Annotated in this window: 14 protein-coding genes, 11 tRNA genes, 3 rRNA genes and 1 pseudogene; 25 read left to right on the top strand and 4 right to left on the bottom strand. The window is 42.3% G+C overall.

All coding sequences use genetic code 11. The annotated features are described in order from the left end of the window. The first annotated feature begins 351 nt into the window (after positions 1-351). From RCG21_RS30780 to RCG21_RS30695, 18 genes are all read left to right on the top strand, one after another. Positions 352-1,901 (top strand): 16S ribosomal RNA (locus tag RCG21_RS30780). A gap of 196 nt (positions 1,902-2,097) precedes the next feature. Next, positions 2,098-5,036, top strand: a 23S ribosomal RNA gene (locus RCG21_RS30775). 80 nt (positions 5,037-5,116) lie between these two features. Beyond that, a 5S ribosomal RNA gene (gene rrf, locus RCG21_RS30770) occupies positions 5,117-5,233 on the top strand. The 16S, 23S and 5S rRNA genes sit together here with 11 tRNA genes alongside, the layout of an rRNA operon. A gap of 42 nt (positions 5,234-5,275) precedes the next feature. Then, positions 5,276-5,350 (top strand) — tRNA-Glu (locus RCG21_RS30765). 39 nt (positions 5,351-5,389) lie between these two features. Continuing rightward, positions 5,390-5,465 (top strand) — tRNA-Val (locus RCG21_RS30760). A gap of 13 nt (positions 5,466-5,478) precedes the next feature. Then, positions 5,479-5,563 (top strand) — tRNA-Leu (locus tag RCG21_RS30755). A 7-nt stretch (positions 5,564-5,570) separates the two neighbouring features. Then, positions 5,571-5,645, top strand: a tRNA-Gly gene (locus tag RCG21_RS30750). Positions 5,646-5,649: 4 nt separating this feature from the next. Next, a tRNA-Leu gene (locus RCG21_RS30745) sits at positions 5,650-5,738 on the top strand. 32 nt (positions 5,739-5,770) lie between these two features. After that, positions 5,771-5,847 (top strand) — tRNA-Arg (locus RCG21_RS30740). Positions 5,848-5,855: 8 nt separating this feature from the next. Continuing rightward, positions 5,856-5,932 (top strand) — tRNA-Pro (locus RCG21_RS30735). 22 nt (positions 5,933-5,954) lie between these two features. Then, positions 5,955-6,027, top strand: a tRNA-Ala gene (locus RCG21_RS30730). Positions 6,028-6,281: 254 nt separating this feature from the next. Next, a tRNA-Met gene (locus tag RCG21_RS30725) sits at positions 6,282-6,355 on the top strand. Positions 6,356-6,360: 5 nt separating this feature from the next. After that, a tRNA-Asp gene (locus tag RCG21_RS30720) sits at positions 6,361-6,434 on the top strand. A gap of 147 nt (positions 6,435-6,581) precedes the next feature. Continuing rightward, positions 6,582-6,652, top strand: a tRNA-Gly gene (locus tag RCG21_RS30715). A 204-nt stretch (positions 6,653-6,856) separates the two neighbouring features. Further along, positions 6,857-7,651 carry a GNAT family N-acetyltransferase gene (locus tag RCG21_RS30710; RefSeq protein ID WP_133339969.1) on the top strand — a complete coding sequence of 265 codons (795 nt, stop codon included), beginning with the start codon at positions 6,857-6,859 and terminating at the stop codon, positions 7,649-7,651. A 15-nt stretch (positions 7,652-7,666) separates the two neighbouring features. After that, on the top strand, positions 7,667-8,548 hold the full coding sequence (locus tag RCG21_RS30705) for an alpha/beta fold hydrolase (protein ID WP_308914208.1): 882 nt from the start codon (positions 7,667-7,669) through the stop codon (positions 8,546-8,548). Between the two features lie 14 nt (positions 8,549-8,562). Continuing rightward, a complete protein-coding gene (locus RCG21_RS30700; protein WP_308914207.1) occupies positions 8,563-9,444 on the top strand; it encodes a PhzF family phenazine biosynthesis protein in 882 nt (293 codons plus the stop codon). Between the two features lie 281 nt (positions 9,445-9,725). Then, on the top strand, positions 9,726-10,439 hold the full coding sequence (locus RCG21_RS30695) for a DUF2278 family protein (RefSeq protein WP_308914206.1): 714 nt from the start codon (positions 9,726-9,728) through the stop codon (positions 10,437-10,439). Between the two features lie 129 nt (positions 10,440-10,568). Here RCG21_RS30695 and RCG21_RS30690 read toward each other — a convergent pair whose 3' ends face one another. Together RCG21_RS30690 and RCG21_RS33670 are read right to left on the bottom strand one after the other, a co-directional pair. Further along, complete coding sequence (locus RCG21_RS30690) at positions 10,569-10,943, bottom strand: nucleotide excision repair endonuclease (RefSeq protein WP_133339977.1); 375 nt, start codon at positions 10,941-10,943, stop codon at positions 10,569-10,571. Between the two features lie 272 nt (positions 10,944-11,215). Then, on the bottom strand, positions 11,216-11,755 hold the full coding sequence (locus RCG21_RS33670) for a CBO0543 family protein (protein ID WP_372512737.1): 540 nt from the start codon (positions 11,753-11,755) through the stop codon (positions 11,216-11,218). A 595-nt stretch (positions 11,756-12,350) separates the two neighbouring features. Between RCG21_RS33670 and RCG21_RS30685 the strand changes: the two genes are divergently transcribed. From RCG21_RS30685 to RCG21_RS30675, 3 genes are read left to right on the top strand one after another with little or no spacing between them, the layout of a single operon-like run. Continuing rightward, entirely contained in the window at positions 12,351-12,953 is a 603-nt protein-coding gene (locus tag RCG21_RS30685; RefSeq protein ID WP_133339979.1) for a YARHG domain-containing protein, read from the top strand. Next, the gene (locus RCG21_RS30680; RefSeq protein ID WP_308914205.1) at positions 12,953-13,210 is read left to right on the top strand and encodes a hypothetical protein; all 258 of its coding nucleotides are present in this window, start codon (positions 12,953-12,955) and stop codon (positions 13,208-13,210) included. The genes RCG21_RS30685 and RCG21_RS30680 overlap by 1 nt, the downstream gene beginning before the upstream one ends. Before the next feature lie 17 nt (positions 13,211-13,227). Then, entirely contained in the window at positions 13,228-13,752 is a 525-nt protein-coding gene (locus RCG21_RS30675) for an N-acetylmuramoyl-L-alanine amidase (RefSeq protein WP_308914319.1), read from the top strand. A gap of 74 nt (positions 13,753-13,826) precedes the next feature. Here the strand turns inward: RCG21_RS30675 and RCG21_RS30670 are convergent, their stop codons facing one another. Then, entirely contained in the window at positions 13,827-15,932 is a 2,106-nt protein-coding gene (locus RCG21_RS30670; protein WP_165976412.1) for a helix-turn-helix domain-containing protein, read from the bottom strand. 152 nt (positions 15,933-16,084) lie between these two features. Between RCG21_RS30670 and RCG21_RS30665 the strand changes: the two genes are divergently transcribed. The 3 genes from RCG21_RS30665 (at position 16,085) to RCG21_RS30655 (ending at position 19,055) form a co-directional block, all read left to right on the top strand. Then, a complete protein-coding gene (locus tag RCG21_RS30665) occupies positions 16,085-17,299 on the top strand; it encodes an amidohydrolase (RefSeq protein WP_308914204.1) in 1,215 nt (404 codons plus the stop codon). 68 nt (positions 17,300-17,367) lie between these two features. Continuing rightward, positions 17,368-17,571 (top strand): DUF3311 domain-containing protein, encoded by a 204-nt coding sequence (locus RCG21_RS30660; RefSeq protein WP_133339987.1) that lies wholly within the window; start codon positions 17,368-17,370, stop codon positions 17,569-17,571. Then, entirely contained in the window at positions 17,568-19,055 is a 1,488-nt protein-coding gene (locus tag RCG21_RS30655) for a sodium:solute symporter family protein (RefSeq protein ID WP_308914203.1), read from the top strand. Before RCG21_RS30660 ends, RCG21_RS30655 begins: the two co-directional genes overlap by 4 nt. A gap of 47 nt (positions 19,056-19,102) precedes the next feature. Here RCG21_RS30655 and RCG21_RS30650 read toward each other — a convergent pair whose 3' ends face one another. After that, the gene (locus tag RCG21_RS30650; protein WP_308914202.1) at positions 19,103-19,243 is read right to left on the bottom strand and encodes a hypothetical protein; all 141 of its coding nucleotides are present in this window, start codon (positions 19,241-19,243) and stop codon (positions 19,103-19,105) included. 228 nt (positions 19,244-19,471) lie between these two features. Between RCG21_RS30650 and ftsZ the strand changes: the two are divergent. After that, positions 19,472-20,432 (top strand): annotated as a pseudogene (gene ftsZ, locus RCG21_RS30645) (cell division protein FtsZ); the annotation flags it as partial. Positions 20,433-20,841 lie beyond the last annotated feature (409 nt).

Below are 20,841 nucleotides of genomic sequence, written 5' to 3'. Positions count from 1 at the left end.
ATAAAAACTTTCTATTGCAAGTTAACACCCACGGTGTTATATTAATAAAGTCGCTCCCAGAAAGAGTGGATATGTAAACAAGATTAAGTAAAATTTACTCTTGTTTTGATGTGCATAACGTGATATAATGTAAAAGTTGCTCTTGAAAAGAGTGCAAAAATCAATCGGAATTGGAAATAATTGATGATTGATAGAATTTAAGAAGTTTGATAAAATAATATTCCTGTCACTTTTTATAAGTGCTATTGTTCTTTGAAAACTAAACAAACAAAAACGTCAACAAACAATAATAATCATGTTTCTTCTATTATATAGAACATGAGCCAACGTAACAAATGAGCTATATCAACTTTCTTGGAGAGTTTGATCCTGGCTCAGGACGAACGCTGGCGGCGTGCCTAATACATGCAAGTCGAGCGAATCAATAGGAGCTTGCTCCTGTTGGTTAGCGGCGGACGGGTGAGTAACACGTGGGCAACCTGCCTGTAAGACTGGGATAACTTCGGGAAACCGGAGCTAATACCAGATAATCCTTTTCCTCTCATGAGGAAAAGCTGAAAGTCGGTTTCGGCTGATACTTACAGATGGGCCCGCGGCGCATTAGCTAGTTGGTGAGGTAACGGCTCACCAAGGCGACGATGCGTAGCCGACCTGAGAGGGTGATCGGCCACACTGGGACTGAGACACGGCCCAGACTCCTACGGGAGGCAGCAGTAGGGAATCTTCCGCAATGGACGAAAGTCTGACGGAGCAACGCCGCGTGAGCGATGAAGGCCTTCGGGTCGTAAAGCTCTGTTGTTAGGGAAGAACAAGTATCGGAGTAACTGCCGGTACCTTGACGGTACCTAACCAGAAAGCCACGGCTAACTACGTGCCAGCAGCCGCGGTAATACGTAGGTGGCAAGCGTTGTCCGGAATTATTGGGCGTAAAGCGCGCGCAGGCGGTCCTTTAAGTCTGATGTGAAAGCCCACGGCTCAACCGTGGAGGGTCATTGGAAACTGGGGGACTTGAGTGCAGAAGAGGAAAGCGGAATTCCACGTGTAGCGGTGAAATGCGTAGAGATGTGGAGGAACACCAGTGGCGAAGGCGGCTTTCTGGTCTGTAACTGACGCTGAGGCGCGAAAGCGTGGGGAGCAAACAGGATTAGATACCCTGGTAGTCCACGCCGTAAACGATGAGTGCTAAGTGTTAGAGGGTTTCCGCCCTTTAGTGCTGCAGCTAACGCATTAAGCACTCCGCCTGGGGAGTACGGCCGCAAGGCTGAAACTCAAAGGAATTGACGGGGGCCCGCACAAGCGGTGGAGCATGTGGTTTAATTCGAAGCAACGCGAAGAACCTTACCAGGTCTTGACATCCTCTGACACTCCTAGAGATAGGACTTTCCCCTTCGGGGGACAGAGTGACAGGTGGTGCATGGTTGTCGTCAGCTCGTGTCGTGAGATGTTGGGTTAAGTCCCGCAACGAGCGCAACCCTTGATCTTAGTTGCCAGCATTTAGTTGGGCACTCTAAGGTGACTGCCGGTGACAAACCGGAGGAAGGTGGGGATGACGTCAAATCATCATGCCCCTTATGACCTGGGCTACACACGTGCTACAATGGATGGTACAAAGGGCTGCGAAACCGCGAGGTTTAGCCAATCCCATAAAACCATTCTCAGTTCGGATTGTAGGCTGCAACTCGCCTACATGAAGCCGGAATCGCTAGTAATCGCGGATCAGCATGCCGCGGTGAATACGTTCCCGGGCCTTGTACACACCGCCCGTCACACCACGAGAGTTTGTAACACCCGAAGTCGGTGGGGTAACCGTAAGGAGCCAGCCGCCTAAGGTGGGACAGATGATTGGGGTGAAGTCGTAACAAGGTAGCCGTATCGGAAGGTGCGGCTGGATCACCTCCTTTCTAAGGATAATGCAGTCCTTATGGACTGATAAGATGTTGACCGTTTCTTGTTTGTTTAGTTTTGAGAGAGCAATTCTCTCAAAGCTTTTTTAAATCGTTCTTTGAAAACTAGATAATCGTAAGAAGAAGAAACCAAGTAAAAACCGAGTAATCGCCATTTTAGTTTTTCTCTCTAATTTTAGAGTAAAACCTTTTAGGTTAAGTTAGAAAGGGCGCACGGTGAATGCCTTGGCACTAGGAGCCGATGAAGGACGGGACTAACACCGATATGCTTCGGGGAGCTGTAAGTAAGCTTTGATCCGGAGATTTCCGAATGGGGGAACCCACTGTTCGTAATGGAGCAGTATCTTTATCTGAATACATAGGATAATGAAGGCATACCCGGGGAACTGAAACATCTAAGTACCCGGAGGAAGAGAAAGCAAACGCGATTCCCTGAGTAGCGGCGAGCGAAACGGGAACAGCCCAAACCGAAAGGCTTGCCTTTCGGGGTTGTAGGACACTCAACATGGAGTTACAAAGGAACGGGGTAGATGAAGCGATCTGGAAAGGTCCGTCATAGAAGGTAAAAACCCTGTAGTTGAAACTTCGTTCCCTCCTGAGTGGATCCTGAGTACGGCCGGACACGTGAAATCCGGTCGGAAGCAGGGAGGACCATCTCCCAAGGCTAAATACTCCCTAGTGACCGATAGTGAACCAGTACCGTGAGGGAAAGGTGAAAAGCACCCCGGAAGGGGAGTGAAATAGTTCCTGAAACCGTGTGCCTACAAGTAGTCAGAGCCCGTTCATGGGTGATGGCGTGCCTTTTGTAGAATGAACCGGCGAGTTACGATTACATGCAAGGTTAAGTTGATGAGACGGAGCCGCAGCGAAAGCGAGTCTGAATAGGGCGTTTGAGTATGTGGTCGTAGACCCGAAACCAGGTGATCTACCCATGTCCAGGGTGAAGTCCAGGTAACACTGGATGGAGGCCCGAACCCACGCACGTTGAAAAGTGCGGGGATGAGGTGTGGGTAGCGGAGAAATTCCAATCGAACTTGGAGATAGCTGGTTCTCTCCGAAATAGCTTTAGGGCTAGCCTCACGAAGTAAGAGTCTTGGAGGTAGAGCACTGTTTGGACTAGGGGCCCTCATCGGGTTACCGAATTCAGACAAACTCCGAATGCCAATGACTTATCCGTGGGAGTCAGACTGCGAGTGATAAGATCCGTAGTCAAAAGGGAAACAGCCCAGACCACCAGCTAAGGTCCCAAAGTATACGTTAAGTGGAAAAGGATGTGGAGTTGCTTAGACAACCAGGATGTTGGCTTAGAAGCAGCCACCATTTAAAGAGTGCGTAATAGCTCACTGGTCGAGTGACTCTGCGCCGAAAATGTACCGGGGCTAAACGTATCACCGAAGCTGTGGGTGGACACCATTAGGTGTCCGCGGTAGGAGAGCGTTCTAAGGGCGTTGAAGCTAGACTGTAAGGACTGGTGGAGCGCTTAGAAGTGAGAATGCCGGTATGAGTAGCGAAAGATGAGTGAGAATCTCATCCACCGAATGCCTAAGGTTTCCTGAGGAAGGCTCGTCCGCTCAGGGTTAGTCGGGACCTAAGCCGAGGCCGAAAGGCGTAGGCGATGGACAACAGGTTGATATTCCTGTACCACCTCTTTATCGTTTGAGTGATGGGGGGACGCAGGAGGATAGGGTAAGCGCGCTATTGGATATGCGCGTCCAAGCAGTTAGGCTGAGAAGTAGGAAAATCCGCTTCTCATAAAGGCTGAGCTGTGACGGCGAGGGAAATTTAGTACCGAAGTTCCTGATTCCACACTGCCAAGAAAAGCCTCTAGCGAGATAAAAGGTGCCCGTACCGCAAACCGACACAGGTAGGCGAGGAGAGAATCCTAAGGTGAGCGAGAGAACTCTCGTTAAGGAACTCGGCAAAATGACCCCGTAACTTCGGGAGAAGGGGTGCTCTTTGAGGTGAATAGCCTCGAAGAGCCGCAGTGAATAGGCCCAGGCGACTGTTTAGCAAAAACACAGGTCTCTGCGAAGCCGCAAGGCGAAGTATAGGGGCTGACGCCTGCCCGGTGCTGGAAGGTTAAGAGGAGGGGTTAGCCTTAAAAGCGAAGCTCTGAATCGAAGCCCCAGTAAACGGCGGCCGTAACTATAACGGTCCTAAGGTAGCGAAATTCCTTGTCGGGTAAGTTCCGACCCGCACGAAAGGCGTAACGATCTGGGCACTGTCTCAACGAGAGACTCGGTGAAATTATAGTACCTGTGAAGATGCAGGTTACCCGCGACAGGACGGAAAGACCCCATGGAGCTTTACTGTAGCCTGATATTGAATTTTGGTACAGCTTGTACAGGATAGGTAGGAGCCGTAGAAGCCGGAGCGCTAGCTTCGGTGGAGGCGTCGGTGGGATACTACCCTGGCTGTATTGAAATTCTAACCCGCACCCCTGATCGGGGTGGGAGACAGTGTCAGGTGGGCAGTTTGACTGGGGCGGTCGCCTCCTAAAGAGTAACGGAGGCGCCCAAAGGTTCCCTCAGAATGGTTGGAAATCATTCGCAGAGTGTAAAGGCATAAGGGAGCTTGACTGCGAGACCTACAAGTCGAGCAGGGACGAAAGTCGGGCTTAGTGATCCGGTGGTTCCGCATGGAAGGGCCATCGCTCAACGGATAAAAGCTACCCTGGGGATAACAGGCTTATCTCCCCCAAGAGTCCACATCGACGGGGAGGTTTGGCACCTCGATGTCGGCTCATCGCATCCTGGGGCTGTAGTCGGTCCCAAGGGTTGGGCTGTTCGCCCATTAAAGCGGTACGCGAGCTGGGTTCAGAACGTCGTGAGACAGTTCGGTCCCTATCCGTCGTGGGCGCAGGAAATTTGAGAGGAGCTGTCCTTAGTACGAGAGGACCGGGATGGACGCACCGCTGGTGTACCAGTTGTCTTGCCAAAGGCATCGCTGGGTAGCTATGTGCGGACGGGATAAGTGCTGAAAGCATCTAAGCATGAAGCCCCCCTCAAGATGAGATTTCCCATAGCGTCAAGCTAGTAAGATCCCTGAAAGATGATCAGGTTGATAGGTCAGAGGTGGAAGCGTGGCGACATGTGGAGCTGACTGATACTAATCGATCGAGGACTTAACCATAGTCTTAAGGTGAACTCGTTTTTACTAAAACTTCTTCTGTATTATCTAGTTTTGAGGGAATGATACCTCAAATAAAATAGTCTGGCAATAATGGCGAGAAGGTCACACCCGTTCCCATACCGAACACGGAAGTTAAGCTTCTCAGCGCCGATGGTAGTTGGGGGCTGTCCCCCTGTGAGAGTAGGACGTTGCTAGGCTAAGCCCCTTTAGGGGCTATTATTTTGCTGAATTTTATAGTTGGCCCCTTGGTCAAGCGGTTAAGACACCGCCCTTTCACGGCGGTAACACGGGTTCGAATCCCGTAGGGGTCACCAAAGTTTTTTCGAAACAGTGAAAATAACTGACAGTATAATGGAGGATTAGCTCAGCTGGGAGAGCATCTGCCTTACAAGCAGAGGGTCGGCGGTTCGATCCCGTCATCCTCCACCATTTAATTGGATATGCGGGTGTGGCGGAATTGGCAGACGCACCAGACTTAGGATCTGGCGCCGCAAGGCGTGGGGGTTCGACTCCCTTCACCCGCACCATTCTTATGCGGAAGTAGTTCAGTGGTAGAACACCACCTTGCCAAGGTGGGGGTCGCGGGTTCGAATCCCGTCTTCCGCTCCAATTTGCCGGGGTGGCGGAACTGGCAGACGCACAGGACTTAAAATCCTGCGGTAGGTGACTACCGTACCGGTTCGATTCCGGTCCTCGGCACCAGTATTTTGCGCATGCAAAAAAACTTTCATAATGCGCCCGTAGCTCAATTGGATAGAGCGTCTGACTACGGATCAGAAGGTTATGGGTTCGACTCCTTTCGGGCGCGCCATATTTTTACGGGAAGTAGCTCAGCTTGGTAGAGCACTTGGTTTGGGACCAAGGGGTCGCAGGTTCGAATCCTGTCTTCCCGACCAGTCAAAATGATATTAATACCATGGGGCCTTAGCTCAGCTGGGAGAGCGCCTGCTTTGCACGCAGGAGGTCAGCGGTTCGATCCCGCTAGGCTCCATTCCTTTTTTGGGAAATTAGTCAAATTGCACCGATTAAGCCGCATCTTGAATAAGCATACTGAAATCGGGGCGGTTGTTAAGCTTGGAGCATGATCCAAATTTAATATTTTTACTATCGCGGGGTGGAGCACGTTCGAATATGCTTCTTCGAATTATCCACAGCGCACCGATTGAGCCACATCTTGAATAAGCATACTGAAATCGGGGCGGTCGTTAAGCTTAGAGCATCATTTAAACTTAATATTTTTACTATCGCGGGGTGGAGCAGTCTGGTAGCTCGTCGGGCTCATAACCCGAAGGTCGCAGGTTCAAATCCTGCCTCCGCAATATATGGTCCGGTAGTTCAGTTGGTTAGAATGCCTGCCTGTCACGCAGGAGGTCGCGGGTTCGAGTCCCGTCCGGACCGTTCTTTTACCCCAGTAGGATATACCTGCTGTTGATATAGATTTTTTTTATGGCTCAGTAGCTCAGTTGGTAGATCACGATCGACCAGTATCCCCGGTTCAAATCAGGGAGGCCGACCACCGGTATTGTAAAAAATAAAATATCATTTGCGGGTGTAGTTTAGTGGTAAAACCACAGCCTTCCAAGCTGTTGTTGTGGGTTCGATTCCCATCACCCGCTTCAATCTTGAAAGAGTTTAAATATTAAAAAAATATCTTTGAAAAAGCCGTAACCTCCTGATAGGTTACGGCTTTTTAAGTTCCTACTTAGTATTTATAATAGAATTGGAGGAATTAGGAAAGAGACTGAATGGATAATAGTATTTGTGAAGCTGTCTTTTTCGTCAAAAGGAAGGTTAAAATTGCAATCGGAAGGAAGAGAACTATGATTAGAAGACTAAATAAAAATGATCATGAGGTTTGTCTTAATTTCCTAAAGACCCGACCTGCTGAAAATTTATTTATCATTGGTGACATTGAAGCATATGGTTATGAACAAGAGTTTCAAAAGCTTTGGGGAGAGTTTAACGAAAGAGGAAAATTGATTGCTGTCTTGTTAAAGTATGAGGAAAACTATATACCATTTGCGACAGAAGCTTTTAATGCTAATGGATTTGCCGAGATCATGTCTAAAGATCCTGCTTTTAAGATGATGTCTGGACTTAAGGAAATCACAGAACAAATGGAGCCATACTTGCCTCAACCATATAAAAGGAAAAGACAAACCTATTATGCTAAGTGTACCAAATTGAATGTTGATCCTACGAATATTGATTTTTCGAATATTCAACAAGCAACTCCCACGGATGCAGCGGATCTTGTTATCTTATTAACCTCTATTCCAGAGTTTTGCAATTCAACTATCACAGTGGATAGAAAAATTCGTGAATGGAAAGACGGCAGTTCCCGGTCATTTTTTCTAGAGGACGATGGAAAAATGGTTTCCACTGCCTCAACAGCTGCAGAAAATTCATTGTCTGCAATGGTTGTGGGGGTAGCTACGTTAGAAGACTATAAGAAAAAAGGATATGCAACCAAGTGTATGCTTAGGCTATGCAGCCAACTTTTAAGCGAGGGGAAAGAACTTTGTTTGTTCTACGATAATCCTGAAGCGGGAGCGATTTATAAGCGAATTGGCTTTGAGGATATTGGTTTTTGGATGATGTATACCTATCGATAAAGATCGAGGTGTTCTATGAGGACGGGAACCATTTTTAAAAACCCGGAAGGAAAAAGAAAACTTTCTCAACACTATGAAAATTATCTTCAATCATTAAAGTTTGAGGTTGATAGAATCTATATCAATACAAGCTTTGGGAAAACTCATATGCTAGTAGCAGGACCTGTCGAAGGAAAACCATTGTTTATATTTCAAGGTGGCAACTGTATCAATCCAATGACATTATCATGGTTTTCACCGTTGACCGATCAATATCGAATCTATGCCCCTGATACAATTGGTCATCCAGGATACAGTGATGAAACTAGGATTTCTGCGAAGGATGGAAGTTTTGCGATCTGGATTGAAGAATTAATGGATTACTTTGGGATGAAGAGTTGCGGATTTATTGGAGCGTCCTACGGAGCCGGGATTATATTGAGAATGGCCTCCTTTAAGCCTGATAAAATTGATTGCTCCGTCTTAGTGTCACCAGCGGGAATCCAGTTAAGTTCTAAAATAAAAATGATTAAGAATATATTTCTCCCGTTAATTTTATTTAAAGCTACATCCTCTGAAAAATATCTTAATCAAATCGCTGGTGCCATGTCCGATCGTCGTATGAAAGAAATCGATAAACAAATCATCGGTGATATTTTTAAATACATCAAACTCGAACAAGATATGCCAAAATTGACAGAAAAAGAGGAATTACGAAATTATCATTCACCAACGCTAGTCATCGCGGGGGAAAAGGATATTTTTTTTCCTGAAAACAGCATAAGTAAAGCAGCAAATGAAATCATACCGAATTTAATAGCTTTCCAATCTTTTAATATGGGACATTTTCCTTCGGAAGAAAATTTGGTGAAAATTAACGCGGGGATTAATGAGTTTCTAAATACGCACTACGAATGAAGGAGAGAAGCAAATTGAAGAAAATTAATTATTCAATTGTGGATGTTTTTTCACAAGGGAAATATACAGGAAATCAGCTTGCTGTTTTTAAGAATGCTGGAAATTTATCGGATGAGGAGATGCAGCAAATCGCAAAGGAATTGAATTATTCTGAAACGACTTTTATTTTATCTAATGTGAAAAATAACGGGGGATATGATGTTCGGATTTTTACGCCGAATGAAGAAGTTCCTTTTGCTGGCCACCCGACATTGGGTACGGCGTATATTATTCAAAATGAAATTCTAGCAGAACCAACGGACAAACTTAAGTTAAATTTTAAAGCTGGTCAGATCCCCGTTTCCTTCGACCATCAAGAAGAAGTGATTTGGATGAAGCAAAATGAACCAACTTTCGGTCAAGTTTTAGAAGCTGATAAAGTTGCTGAAGTTTTAAACATCGATAAAGAATACATAAATGTAAAATATCCTATCCAGGAGGTCTCCACGGGTCTTCCAGTGATTATTGTCCCTTTAACCTCTTTAGAAGCTGTTAAAAAAGTAAAGATTAACAAAGAAAAATACTTTGAGCTAATTGAATATAGGGAAGCAAAAGCGATCCTGGTTTTTTCTCCTGAAGCCTATCATCCAGAAAATGATTTAAATGTTCGTGATTTTGGAGATTATTATGGGATTCCTGAGGATGCGGCTACGGGAAGCTCGAACGGCTGCTTAGCCGGGTACTTATTAAAGTACCGATTTTTTGAAAAAAATGAAATTGATCTTCGTGTCGAACAAGGATATGAAATGAACAGGGCTTCTTTATTGTTTTTAAAAGCAAGTGATGCTGATGGGAAAATTAGTGTTTTTGTAGGTGGCAGGGTAGAAAAAATCGCTCAGGGTGAATGGTTTCTGTAGTCGTTTTTTTGAGAATCAATCATACAAAGTGTGGAAAAAATTTTTTCCACCCTTTACCGTCATCTTTTGATTGGACGTTCCAATGTAAGGATTTCATCTTCAAGGGAAGAAAACTTCTGTTCCACTACATGTTTTACATCTAAGAAGCGGTGTGAAAGGCTAATTTAATCTAAAAGTATTAACCTAGTAATAGAAAAATAAGGAAATAGAATGTGGTGATGAAAAAGAATATGGCTTAAAATAGAAACAAGTAATTAAATTTACTAGAGGAGGATCTGCCAATGCCTTTACGAAATTATACCGTTTTGAAAGGGAAAGTTGTGAACACTGCCATCGGTCGCTCCGGAAACCCTCATTTTGAAATTCATCTTAAAGATGACCAAGAGACGAATTATCGAATCGCGGTTAACATTCAATCAGGAACGCACCCCTCGGAAGTTCTTTACTATGTTAGCGAGAATTTTAACTCCGAACAAATCACAAAATTGCCATCACTCCCTTCTGGATTTATTCCCATCACGAACGACAATCGGGATATTGCCCTCGACTATATTCGCGGGGGATTATTCGACCCCAAGGAAATGGTTGCCCTTCCACCTTTTAAACCTGGTCTCAATAATGATTTAAATGAAAAAGTAGAGTACTACATCAAGGAAGCCATGGAGAAAAATGCAACTCTATATGCTTATGGTGAGAGATGGGGACCGGAAGAGGATAATCCGGATCAATATTTTCACTTTTTACCTGGTAACGGGATCCATGATATTCATATGAATCAGGGGAATGTGGGCCGATGGAAAAATGATGATGGAATCTGGCAAGACGGTGGGATCCTTATTCATTTTACCGAAGAGAATCGATGGGCAGGGATTTTTTTAGCCTTCCAATCCCAATCCTGGTGTACGGATGATAACGGACATGCAATTGAATCCGTAAATAAATGTAATCATTTAAACGTTGCAAATGTCAGCAACCATCTACAATCTTTGTACTGAGCTATAGTTGGAAATCCACCTATTATAAGGCCTGAATTCGGGGGTCTGACCCCCACTCAGCAAAAGTTTATAGAAAATGTGAAAATCACCTTGCACTTATAGTGCAAGGTGATTTTATGTTGACGGAATTTATTTATAAAACACTTTGTCAATATTGTATTTTGCGTGCTGCTTGTTGATGATATAGGTTTCGTAAATTTCTCTTTCCGTTGGATCTTCGACGACGCAAACCGCAATTTTATATACTTCATCACGGTGCATTTTAATGGGGGAAACGGTATCCTCAAAATGTTTCTTTACTCTTGGACGCAATTTCCGTGCTTTGCCGACATATAACAGTTCATCCTCTGCGTTAAAAAGTAGGATAATCCCGCCTTTATCACGAGGAATTCGATGATAATCCGTAAAACCATATTCACTGCTAATCACAGCTTCTACTTTTTCACCTAACTGTCTTTGTTTCGTTATTACAACATCAGGATTTGGTATTTCAATCTTTATCATAATCTTCACTTCCTATTCTGAGGTAAAACGTAATTTAAGCTCTCTTCAAAATACATTAGCTAGCAGTTATTTTCAAGTTTTGGGGGTTGTTGCTGAGAATAACTGCTCCTATTGTCGAATATCAACAAATTTTTGAGGGATATCAACACTTTTTCGAGGATATCAACACTTTTTCGAGGATATCGACACAAAAATGGATTATATCAACAAAATTTAAACAGATATCAACACTTTTCGGATTATATCAACAATTACGCTCTAAAGCCTCATCATTATTTTAATTTTAAAACGGGTATTTGAAAGTAAAGAACCAGAAAAATCGTACATATAAAACAGAGAACCCATGCCAATAAGGGCTTTTTTTGATGAATTGTGATACCAATAAATATAAAAAACCAAACAATTAACGACCACCAGAAGTTCCATTCATTGTGATAAGACAAAAGTTTCATCAATAAAAAAATGGTCTCTATGACTGTGAATACAATACTCCATACGAAAATATAAGAAAATTGTATAACGAATTGAGTCTTGTTTGGATAAAGTGAAAGAAAAATTAAAATGATGAGAGGGATATTTGTATAAGCAATAAAAAAATCAGCTATCGTATGATTGGGAACTAATAAGGATTTATGGAAGAACCAGAGTGAATGTTTATAGGTAATGATGGCAATAAAAAAGTCTACACTAATAGCAAATAGGATGGTTGAGTAATATTCTCTCCAATTTTTCCAATCGGCAAATATGATTGCTGCAACAAGAAGTATTATTGAAAATAGTAAAGGGAAGTATCTAAATAGTTCGTGAACCATAGTGTCCTCCTATAAGTCCCAGTCAATATGCCATTTTATTATGTCCATAATAAGGAAATTATTTTCAGGTTTTATTGAGGAACCCTTTCTGGGGATTTTGACAATGTTTTTACTGAAGTAAGGCGGGAAATCCTTATTTAACAACCTATTTCCGGATACTAATCAATTGTTTGATTAGTAGGCTGGTTTGTAGGAACTAGTCAAAATATGCGGGATATGCTGGATTTTGATAGTTTGGGAGATTATACGGAAAAAACAGAACGATCTTATCGACAAAATATTTCCTAGGAAACTAGCCAATGTTCGTTTTCTAAAAGGATTTGCTCCGGTTTTAATTAAACGTTTGATTGGAAAAGAAGGCGCTGAACTTGTCGATTTGTGTAGTAAACTGGTAGAAAGACGGCTGGTATTTACAATTGGGAGGAAAACTAGATGGGGGAAGAACAGTTACTTACTTTGGCTTTGAGTTGGTTCAAATGTCACATCAATTTAATCTGTTTGCAAAAATTGAATCCTCTTTTTGTTCTATAATAACTATGATTATAGATATTTTTATGTCCTTCTAGGAATAATTAATAGATGGGGGAATGATTTCATGAATTCTTGCAGTAATTGTGGTAGAAAAGTTAATAAATCTAGTGGATTCTGTCCGAACTGCGGTTCGGGAATCACTAAAGATCATAAAAATATATCCCCAAACCCTAATTCCCGTGTGGAAAAAAAGAAATATCGTTCGAAAAATAAGAAAATAGTGGCCGTTGGATCCATTGTTGGGATGCTGGCTGTTGTAAGTGTCACTCCGTTCGTAGTTAAAGGCCTTCAAAAGCCAGTAACAAAAACAAGTGTTACAGCAACTAAAAAGGTTGCTCCATCAACAGAGAAAACGGCAGAAAATAAAAAAGAATCTAGTGACCTTTTGCCAGAAAGTTCAAAACCTTCTTCTTCCGATTATATTATACCTACTAGTAATAAAAGGTTGCTGAGCTTAGACGACATAGATATCTTACCAAAATGGCAGCTTCGTTTAGCCAGAAATGAAATCTACGCCCGTCATGGCTATGTGTTTAAATCGAAGGATTTGCAAAAGTATTTTTCAGGTAAATCGTGGTATCATGCCAATGCATCCTTTGATGGCTCATTAAATGATGTAGAAAGACAAAATGTAACCACCATCAAGGCAAGAGAGGACAGTCTATAGTGAGCCGCTTTTTTAAAAAATATGGTTCCATTCTTCTCATCCTTGTGATGGTCTTGATCACATTTATTTGTTTTCGAGCAGTTGAACAAAAAGAACCGCTTGCACGGGATGAAAAAAAGGAAAAGACAGCACTTCCCATCACGGCGAAGCCAAAAAGGAAACCGCTTGTCATCTGCATTGACCCTGGTCACCAGCAAAAAGCTGATTTATCAACTGAAAAAATCGGCCCAGGGGCTAACAGGAAAAACCAAAAGTAACGGGAGGAACTAGGGGGATCACAACCGGTACACCTGAATATAAGCTGACATTAAAGGCTTCTAGAATTTTAGGTGCAATCTTAAAAGAAAAAGGTTTTAACGTCGTGTATACACGAACCTCAAACGATGTGAATGTAAGTAATAAAGTAAGGGCTGAAATGGCCAATGTGAATAAGGCGGACTTGTTTATTCGCCTTCATGCGGACGGATCAACCAATCGGAGTGTCAGAGGCTTTTCGATTCTAACCCCATCAAGCAAGAATCCTTATACGAAAACCATCTACAAGGATAGTTTAAAGGCCTCCCAATTGATTATGGATGAGGTAAAGGAAAATCGGGATGTCAAAGTAAATGGTATTTCCTTTCGCGACGATTTGTCCGGCACAAATTGGTCTCAAGTCCCAGCGGTCTTAATCGAAATGGGATTCATGACAAACCCAATCGAGGATAAGAATCTTTCGAATGAAACGTATCTCACTTATTTAATGAAAGATGTTGCTCGTGGGATTGTAGATTTCAGGGAGTCAGTGCGTCGTTCATGACAGTGCCTGGCCCCACATCAATTATTAGGGAACGGTAAAGGTTGCAGGGAGAAGTGTTATGAGCACTTCTCCTTTTAAGCTTGTACGAAGCTTCTCAAGTGGCAGGCTAATTGAATTTTTAGGTTATCTTCTGGATTATTAAAATCAACATTTAATAGTTCTTCGATTCTTTTTAACCGCTTGTAAAGCGTATTTATATGAATATGAAGCTTTTTAGCTGTTTCGACAGCTGACTTGTTCAATTGAATATAGGTAAGGAGTGTATGTTCTAGTTCATGATGGTTCTTTTCTGACAAAAGCTGAGCTAATGTTTCCTCTAAAAAACGTTCAATTTCCTGCGGCTGCTGATGGATAAATAGGCGGTTTACTCCAATGTTTTCATAATGAATAATCCTCTGTTCGCTCCGATTAGCTAAATACGCGAGTGCTTTTTCTGCTTCATCATAGCTCCTTGAAATATATTCAATTCCTTTATAGGTTGAACCAATACCAACCGATACCTCTAATCCATCCTTACTTTCCCAAATCCTGATTAGATTTGCGAGTCTTTCCGTTATCTTTGCTTGAGTTGCTGGATGATCAGTAGAGATGAGAAGATTGACTTTATTGTGAAAACCATAGATTAACAAATGATGCTCTGGAAAGCCTTTTTTAATAAATGAAACTAAGCGGTGAATATTTGCTTCTAAAAGTTGCAAGTCAGGATATGTTTTTATTTCAAATAAGGCAACACATAGATAGGAGGATGGAATGAGTCCAAGATCTTTTGCATGTTCATAGAGCGAGTCGGGATTTGTATTTTTAATGATTGCAGTAAAATATTCATGAGTTTTCTTGTAGTAAATATCTGTCAACGTATGTTTTTTTACTAATTCTAATGAAAGAATCGCACCTCCTTGTTCAATCGTTACGATATCCATTTTGCTCAGCGGATTTGTTGCTGCCACAATTAAGCACCCTAAAAAAGCAGTTCCATTATGAATCGGATAAAGATAATAAGAACCATTTTCCGTGCCATGAACTTCGATATTATGAGGGCCATGATTCGGATGAATTATTTTTCTAATTTCTTCATAATGAAAGAGGTGGAGCTGGCTTTGATGACTGCAAAAAAATTCATCTTCCGTGCAATCGAAAAAGGAAATGGGCGTTTCTATCATTTTGCTTAATTCCGAAATAATTGTTTTAACGCCTTTATTTTCCAATGAAATTTGTGTTAACGTTTTATGAACTTGATTGCGTTTGTTTAACAATGCATTTTTTTCTGTCAACTGCTCACTTAGTTCTGTCAGCACAGCAAAATTATTCTTTATCTCAGAAAAAAGCGCTGCATTTTGGATAGCAATGGCTGCTTGGTCAGCAAAACCTTGTAATAAATCGATATCCCGGTTTGTTAAGCCTCCTTCAGTGAAAAATTGGTGTACCATCATGACGCCAATTCGCTTTTCCCCAACGGAAACAGCTACACAAATTCCTCCTTTAAGAAAATGCTGATCGGAAGAAGCCATAATATGTTGGAAATTTTCCTCCGTAATCTTTTCTTCGCTCATTGAAGCCAAGATTTCTTTTCGAGAATGGTAAATTCTCGTCTTTCCATCTAGATAGGTCATTCCCGTTATCGACTCACCACTTTTGGGTTGGAAGTGGTTAATGTGTTCATTGAAACCAACAGCTGCCTTTATAACCAGTCGTTCCCGCTCCTCATCAAATAGCTGTAAATATCCTGCATCTGATGCGGGGATCACCTTGATGGCATTTCGAACGATATTCGTTAGCACCTCATCCGTATTAATGGATGAATTGATTGATCTTGTTATTTCCATCACCATTTTCCATTCGCGATCTCGCTTTTGAATCAACTCCTGACTGTATAAAGGATAAAAATAATAGTGAAGCTGTTTGAGTGTTTCGTCAGGTAGAATCAAATTTTCTTTAAACATGCAAAGACAGATATAAAACTCTTCCGGATATAAAAAATGGAGGAAGGTCTTCCCGTTTTGACTGTTTATCGAATAGGTTTTAAATGGTTTGCAAAGGGAAAAAAATGGCGGTAAAAGAGGAATCTCGCTGCCGTTACTATAAATATGTTTTTGATCATGCTGTTGACCTGCCCAAATTTGAAAAGGGGTTTTATTTATTACATGATCTAAAAAGGATAGAGCTGGCTTTATCACTTCCATAGGAACCTCCTGGTGTAAATGCATACATAATATTGAGGATAATCGGTAAATACCTACATTGAAAACGCTTTAAAATCATTTTATACTTTTTATAAGATTTTGAAAAGTATGAGGATTATTCGGTGTGTAGTCTACTAAAAGGAGGTTTACTTATGCAAGAACAGCTTTTTGACAAACTGGAAAAACTTTATTCAGAAATGGTCGATATTCGAAGGGATCTTCATATGAATCCCGAGCTGTCGTTCCAAGAGGTGAATACACCGAAGAAAGTAGCCGCTTTTTTAACCAACTTAGGCTTGGAAGTGAAAACAGGAGTGGGCGGAAGAGGTGTTACGGGATTGCTCCGAGGGGGTAAGCCAGGGAAAACCGTCGCATTACGGGCTGATTTCGATGCCTTGCCGATTCAAGACGAAAAAGATGTTGAATACAAATCCAAGGTCCCTGGCGTGATGCATGCATGTGGACATGATCTCCATACTGCCGCATTACTTGGTGTTGCCAAGGTGTTAAGTGAAGTGAGAGACGAATTGGAAGGAAATATTGTGTTCATTCATCAGTTTGCTGAGGAAGTAATCCCTGGCGGAGCAAAATCAATGGTTGAGGACGGTTGTTTAGAGGGAGTAGATGTGATTTTTGGAGCACACGTTTCTTCCATGCATCCCTATGGAATCATTGGCATTAAAGAAGGCTACATCTGTGCTTGTGGGGATACATTTGAAATTGAGATTCAAGGCAGAGGTGGTCATGGTGCAACACCTCATTTAACAGTTGACCCCGTTGTGACTGGAAGTCAGCTTGTGATGAATTTGCAGCAAATAGTCAGCAGGCGGGTTGATCCTATTAAAACGGCTGTTATTACAGTCGGTGCCTTTAATAGTGGCAGCGGGTTAAATGTAATCCCAGATAAAGCAAGAATTATCGGAACTGTTCGGACGTTTGATGAAGAGGTAAGGGATTTGATTGAGGAACAAATGGGACAAGTTGTCGAATCCACATGCAAAGGGGCAAGTGCGGTTTCCAACTTTACATACACTCGAGGCTACCCAGCTGTCTGGAACCATCCAGAGGAAACAAAAAGAATGGAAAAATTGGCGACATCCTTGTTTGGAGAAGACAAAGTCCAACATATTGAAGCGATGATGGGGATGGAAGACTTTGCTTATTATGTAAAGGAAGTTCCAGGAACTTTCCTGTGGGTCGGCGCCGCTAACCCTGAAATCAATGCTATTTACCCGCATCACCATCCAAAGTTTGATGTGGATGAGCGGTCCATGATTTTGATTGGGAAACTATTTATCAGTGCTGTTTTTGATTATCTATCAGAACATTCTCGAGCAAAATCAGGCTTCATCATGCAAGAAAGCTAGAATGATTTGTAAGCGTATCCACTAGGTTTAAGATGTGTCATTCAACTTTTAATTAAGGGGGAAAACTGATGAAACGAGTGATTGCGTTACTTTCCTTACTACCGTTTCTAGGTATGCTAGGATGTTTGCCATTTGTTAACAAAGTAGAACCGTATATTTTAGGATTACCGTTTGTGTTTTTTTGGGTGATTGTGTGGGTTATTTTGACATCTGTCCTATTGGCAATCGTTTATAAACTGGACCCTGCAAACAAGGAAGGGGATATTGTATGAATTCAGCCCTTTTAGTTATTTTTGGTTTTTTACTCTTTTCACTTTATTTAGGGATCAAAGCGAAAAAAGGCAAGGATATGAGCCTTGAGCAGTGGACAGTCGGAGGACGAGGCTTCGGTGCAATCTTTGTCTTTCTTTTAATGGCGGGTGAAGCTTTTACTACCTTTACATTCCTGGGTGCGAGCTCTTGGGCCTACGGAAAAGGCGGACCAGCCCTTTATATCCTCGCTTATTTAAGTCTTTCTTATGTCTTAATTTATTGGATGTTTCCGGCCATCTGGAAATACGCAAAGGAACAGAATCTTGTTTCCCAATCGGATTTCTTTGTTACAAAGTTTAAAAGTAAATATCTAGGGGTACTCGTAGCCTTTATTGGTGTCATATCCATGATTCCTTACATTGTTCTTCAATTAAAAGGATTAGGAATCATTGTTTCGGAAGCTTCTTATGGATCGATATCTCCCACCGCTGCAGTTTGGATTGGTGCTATTTCCGTAACGATTTATGTCATGATCTCTGGTATTCACGGCTCGGCATGGACCGCTGTCATTAAGGATATTTTAATCTTTGCGATTGTAGCCTTTATCGGGATTTATATTCCTTTCCATTACTATGGAGGAATAAAACCGATGTTTGAATCGATTCATGCAGCTAATCCTGGATTTTTAACAATTCCTGATAAAGGATTAAGTGTATCATGGCTCATCTCTACTGTTATCATGACCGTGTTAGGGTCAGCCATGTGGCCTCATTTGTTCGTATCGGCCTACTCGGCAAAGAGTGCAAAAGCAGTTCGAAAAAACGCCATTTTTACGCCTTTATATGTTATCATGCTGCTTTTTGTCTTTTTCGTCGGTTTTGCGGCTATCGGTCAAGTCCCAGGTTTAGAAGGGGCAGCAACGGATCTTGCCTTGCTCCGAATTTCAATTCAAACATTTGATCCGTGGTTTGTCGGGGTAATCGGAGCAGCAGGATTATTAACCGCTTTAGTCCCCGGTTCGATGTTATTAATGGTTTCATCGAGTTCATTAGCTAAGAATGTTTATAAAGTTATCGTGCCAGCAGCAACAGATAAACAGGTTTCCATCATTGCAAAATCCCTAGTACCTGTAATCGCGCTTATTTCCGTTTATTTTACTTTAAATGGGGGAGATGGGATTGTAACGTTGCTTTTAATGGCGTATAGTTTTGTGACCCAATTATTCCCGGCGGTTCTCGCAAGTTTAATGAAGAGTAATTTTGTTACGAAGCAAGGTGCTGCGGGCGGAATGATTACGGGAATGATTGTCGTAGGGTATGTTACGATTACCGGGGCATCGATTGGCACGCTTTTCCCAATTTTGCCGCAATCGGTGCAAGAATTAAACACCGGGATTATCGCTCTCATTGTAAATGTTTCAACTATGATCATTGTAAGTCTTGTTACAAGAAGCAAAGTCGTTCAATCAACTGTAAAAGAAGAAGTTCAATCTGTTTCATCTTGAATAAACCAATTCCGTATGAAAAATTACTCATCGGTACGAAATTTAGCTTAGTGAATCGGTGTGACGTTCAATGAAAAAGCAGGAGGTGGAAAATCACCTTCTGCTTTTTCATTTCTCAATCTATTTCTCTCTGAGAAAAAAAGATGGTAGGTAAATTCTATTAAAAAGAAGTGTGAATTTTTCCCCATTTTTTCCCCCTTTTGAATAGGTTTATCTTAACTAGACAATAAAATCCAGGTTAAGTAGACTTAAAACTACATCATGTTTAATGGCAAAAGAGTCATTCTAGAAACTTTACTTGGACCTCCTAATCTACTAAACACCAAAAAGAGACGGGAAATTTAAATTAGATAAAAGATTTATCATGCAATCCTAGTGAGGAAATTCAACTAAATTTAGATATAGGAGGAATCATCATGTTAGAATTTGATGCCGATTTCGACCAATTCGCTACGATCAAAGTCATTGGTGTTGGCGGCGGGGGAAACAACGCCGTGAACCGAATGATCGAAGCTGGGGTGGAGGGTGTAGAATTTATTGCTGTTAATACCGATGCACAGGCTCTTAATCAATCAAAAGCCGAGATTACAATGCAAATCGGCGGAGCCTTGACAAGAGGTTTAGGAGCTGGTGCAAATCCGGAAATAGGAAGAAAGGCCGCCGAAGAAAGCAAACAGCAGCTCGAAGAGGTTTTAGCAGGCGCAGACATGGTTTTTGTTACAGCTGGAATGGGCGGCGGAACTGGTACAGGGGCAGCTCCGGCGATTGCGAAAATTGCCCGTAAGCTTGGCGCTTTGACCATTGGGGTTGTTACCCGTCCGTTTAAATTTGAAGGTCTAAAACGTGCAAAAAACGCTGAAATTGGAATTAACGCCATCGGGGAAGCGGTGGATACCCTTATCATTATTCCCAATGACCGGTTATTGGAGATTGTAGATAAAAAGACCCCCATGGTGGAAGCTTTCCGTGAAGCGGATAATGTCCTCAGACAGGGGGTTCAAGGGATTTCCGATTTAATTGCTGTGCCTGGTTTAATCAACCTGGATTTTGCTGATGTGAAAACGGTCATGTCTCATAAAGGTACTGCCCTAATGGGAATCGGTATTGCCACTGGGAGTAATCGTGCGGCTGAAGCTGCTCGGAAAGCATTAAACAGTCCGCTGCTGGAAACCTCCATCAATGGAGCGCAAGGTGTGATCATGAATATAACGGGCGGCAATAATTTAAGTCTTTTTGAAGTACAGGAAGCAGCCGATATTGTCGCTGATGCTTCTCACGAGGAATTAAATATGATTTTTGGGTCGGTTATTAATGAAAACTTACAAGATGAAATCATTGTAACCGTCATTGCTACTGGATTCAATGAGGAAGAGGAAACCGTTGTAGAAACGCCTTCCCAGCCTTCCGTGGAAGAAATATCTGATACATATCAAAGGGAAAATCGGTTACCGCGCAGGCCGCGCGAGCCGAGATACCGAAGTGAACCCGTTCAAGATTATGACCGATACTCTGAACCTTCAAGGGGAGAGTATGACCGATACTCCGAACCTTCGAGGGAAGAGTATGACCGATACTCCGAACCTTCAAAGGGAGAGTATGACCGATACTCCAAACCTTCGAGGGAAGAGTATGACCGATACTCCGAACCTTCAAGGAGAGAGTATGACCGGTACCCTGAACCTCCGAAGGAAAATCATGATCGGTACTCCGAACCGCCAAAAGTAAATTATGACCGATACAACGAACAGGCAAAAGACCCTTTGGATATTCCGTCGTTTCTGCGTAA

This window comes from Bacillus salipaludis (assembly GCF_030938565.1).
In the GTDB taxonomy this organism is placed as follows: domain Bacteria; phylum Bacillota; class Bacilli; order Bacillales; family Cytobacillaceae; genus Neobacillus; species Neobacillus salipaludis_A.
This window is presented reverse-complemented; position numbering and strand designations above follow the sequence as displayed.